3 protein-coding genes are annotated in these 3,339 nt (G+C 52.4%); 1 reads left to right on the forward strand and 2 read right to left on the reverse strand.

Translation table 11 applies throughout. The features are described from left to right. Window positions 1-167 (forward strand): ACT domain-containing protein (locus tag ACTHUE_RS13640; RefSeq protein WP_440423050.1); only part of this gene is annotated, 167 nt, incomplete at its 5' end. 78 nt (window positions 168-245) lie between these two features. On the opposite strand, the gene ACTHUE_RS13645 is transcribed toward ACTHUE_RS13640, so the two are convergent. Together ACTHUE_RS13645 and ACTHUE_RS13650 are read right to left on the reverse strand one after the other, a co-directional pair. Then, a complete protein-coding gene (locus tag ACTHUE_RS13645) occupies window positions 246-686 on the reverse strand; it encodes a DNA polymerase III subunit chi (RefSeq protein WP_070461505.1) in 441 nt (146 codons plus the stop codon). 37 nt (window positions 687-723) lie between these two features. Next, complete coding sequence (locus ACTHUE_RS13650) at window positions 724-3,210, reverse strand: heavy metal translocating P-type ATPase (protein WP_070461338.1); 2,487 nt, start codon at window positions 3,208-3,210, stop codon at window positions 724-726. Window positions 3,211-3,339: the final 129 nt, after the last annotated feature.

Raw genomic sequence — 3,339 nt, forward strand, 5'->3', positions numbered from 1 at the left:
GTTCACACGTCGGCGTAGCCGCCAAAATCTTCCGCACCCTCGCAGAAGAAGGCATCAACATCCAAATGATTTCAACTTCCGAAATCAAAGTATCCGTCCTGATTGACGAAAAATACATGGAACTGGCCACCCGCGTTCTACATAAAGCATTCGACTTGGGCAACTAATTCCAGCCAATCAAAAGGCCGTCTGAAACTTTATTGTTTCAGACGGCCTTTTATATTAAAACCTTGCTGTTTCAATACTCAATCCTTCCCTTCTCTCGAAAAATGCTCAATCTCAAATCCGCTCTGACGATAAGCTCGAAAACGGTCTCGGGCTTCGGCCAAATCTTCTAAGCTATTGCCCACAATCTCAAGGATACGATTTGGAATGGCCGGGGCTTGGCTCCAGAAATCGGCAGACAGGTTCAAAACCGTGCAATCTTGCGAAATATTCGGCAATGAGTTTCCAAACGCAAGCAATACCGGCGTTTCAGACGGCATGGGGTCGGTAGGCAGCCAGACTTCATGCGGAATAAAGCTTTCGGGAATCTGCTGCCACAAATCAATGTCGAGTTGCTGCATGGCCGCAGCAGAATCCGACCATACCAAAATCTGCCCGCCATCGCGTATGGCGCGGGCAATCAGGCGGCAGGCAAAGGCGGCCGGCTGGGCGACGTGTGTATAAAAAGTGGCTTTAGGCATGGCGTATTCTTTCATTTAGGCAATGGATTTGCCGTTTTCAGACGGCCTTTTTGGTTTTCAACAATCTCAAGGCATTGCCCAATACCAGCAGCGAGCTGAAACTCATGCCGAGCGCGGCGATCCACGGGGTAACGTAACCAAACACGGCCAGCGGAACGGCAACCAGATTGTATGCGCTCGCCCAAGTCAGGTTTTGGCGGATGATTTGATGGGTACGGCGTGCCTGTTCCATCATCACGGGTAAAACGTTCAAATCATCATTGAGCAAAACCACATCCGCACCGTCTCGCGCCACATCGGCACTCGTGGCCACGGCAGCCGATACGTCGGCTTGGGCAAGGACGGGGGCATCGTTGATCCCGTCGCCGATCATCATGACTTTACGCCCTTGTTTTTGCAGATTTTCCACATAAGCCAGCTTGTCTTCAGGCGTGGCTTCGGCACGATAGGCATCCAAACCCAGCTCTTGCGCGACTTGGGCTACGGCAGCCTGACGGTCGCCGCTTAAAAGGTGCAGACGGATGCCGTGTTGTTTCAGGTTTTGCAACATTTCAGCGGCGCTGTCTTTGATTTGGTCTTCTAGCAAAAAGGCCGTCTGAAAACCGCTTTGATTGCCCAAGAAAATAATGCTGCCTGTGTGGTCGATATGGGCAAATGTTTCAGGCAGATTACCGGCGATCTCAGAAACAAATGCCGCTTTGCCCAAAGCCCAAACCTGGATTTCGCCATCAAATTCGATTTGCGCGCTGACGCCGTGTCCGATACGGTTGATCCGTTGCTGCACTTTCACATCAAGCGCGGATATGGGGCCATCTGAAAGCGTATGGTTCAAAATGGCACGGGCGATGGGGTGTTCGGATTGCTGCTCCAATGCTTGGGCAACGGCAAGGGCTTGGGCCTCGTTCAGACGGCCTGCGGACAACATACGGCTGACGGAAAGCTGCCCTTTGGTCAACGTACCGGTTTTATCGAACACGACATCGTCAATTTGAGCAAGCGTTTCCAAGCTTTGTTTGCCGCTGATGAGAATGCCGTCTTTGGCAAGCGCACCGGTAGAAGCAGCCAGTGCGGTCGGAGTGGCAAGCGATAAGGCACACGGACAGGTAATGACCAGCAGGGCAACGGTAATCCACAAGGCGGTGTGCGCATCGGCATACCAAGCCCAGCCGATAAAAACAGGAACTGCAAGCAAGAGCTCGCCAAATACAAAACTGGACGCGTATTTTTCGGCCAACTCGGCGGCACGCGGTTTTTGCGCCAGCGCACGGTCGAGCAGTTTGACGATATGGGACAGGCGCGTGTTGCCGCCGGTATGGTCGGTGCGGATGATTAAAGGGCTGCTGGTGTTGAGCGTGCCGGCGGTTACTTTTTCAGACGGCCTTTTCACGATGGGCAGGCTTTCGCCGGTCAACATGGCTTCGTTAACTTCACTCTCGCCGGATAAAACCGTACCGTCCACCGGAATGACTTCGCCGGGCTTCACAACAATCGTATCGCCGATATTGAGGCGGACGACTGCGGCTTCTTCGATGGCTTCACTTTCCGGATAAGATGGCAAACGGTGGCAGAATGCCGGAACCAGTTTGACCAACCGCTCCGCCGCATCGCCTGCTTTGCGTCGGGCAATCTGTTCCATAAAACGCCCGCCCAACAGGAAAAACAGCAGCATGGCGATAGATTCAAAATACATGCCCTGCCCTGCGTTGGTGGCCAGGCTGTAAATACCCGCAATAAAGGTCATCACAATGGCAATGGCAATCGGCGTATCCATGCCGACACGGCGGTTTTTCCAGTCGCGCCATGCGCCGCGGTAAAATGGCAACGCGCTGTAAAACACAACGGGCAACACCATCAAAAAGCCGCCCCAATGCAGGATTTCCAAATAAAGCGGCTCGATGTCGCCGCCGTAAAAATAAGTCGGCAGAGCAAACATCATCGTCTGCATCATACCCAGTCCGGCCACGGCCAATCTGACGATAAACTGCTTACGCTCCTTCTGCGCCTGCACTTCGATTTTTTGCGCATCATAAGGCGCGGCGGTATAACCGGTTTGGCGGATTTTCAGCAAAATGTCCGACAATTCGATGTGGGCGCTGTCCCACACCACGCGGCAGCGGTGGGTACTATAATTCAAATCCACGCGCACCACGCCCTTCATGCGCAACAACTGTTGTTCAATCAGCCACACACACGCGGCGCAGGTAATGCCGCCCAGCATCAACACCGCCTCGCGCTCATCCCCTGCGCCGACCTCGACAAAATCCGCCTGCACTTCGGGCAAATCGTACAGCTTTAATTGTGACAACACTTCCGGCGGCGGCAATTCAGATTTTTCCGCGTCTGCGGTACGCTGTTTGTAATAATTGCCCAAACCGGCATCAATGATACTCTGCGCCACCGCTTGGCAGCCGGCGCAGCAGGTTTCGTGTTCTTCGTCTTCAAAACGAACCGTCAGATGCAGATGCTCCGGGACTTCAAGTCCGCAATGGAAACAGTTTTTTTGGGGATGTGTGGAAGATGTCATAATGTGTTCGATTTATTTTTCAGACGGCCTGAAACAATCGTTTCAGGGTGTTACATTTTAGCAAAAAGCGTTTTTCCGCCTCATTTCATTTACTTTTGAATTAATAGACTGTCGAATTTTATAAAAAAT

Source organism: Neisseria sp. P0021.S005 (genome assembly GCF_051956955.1).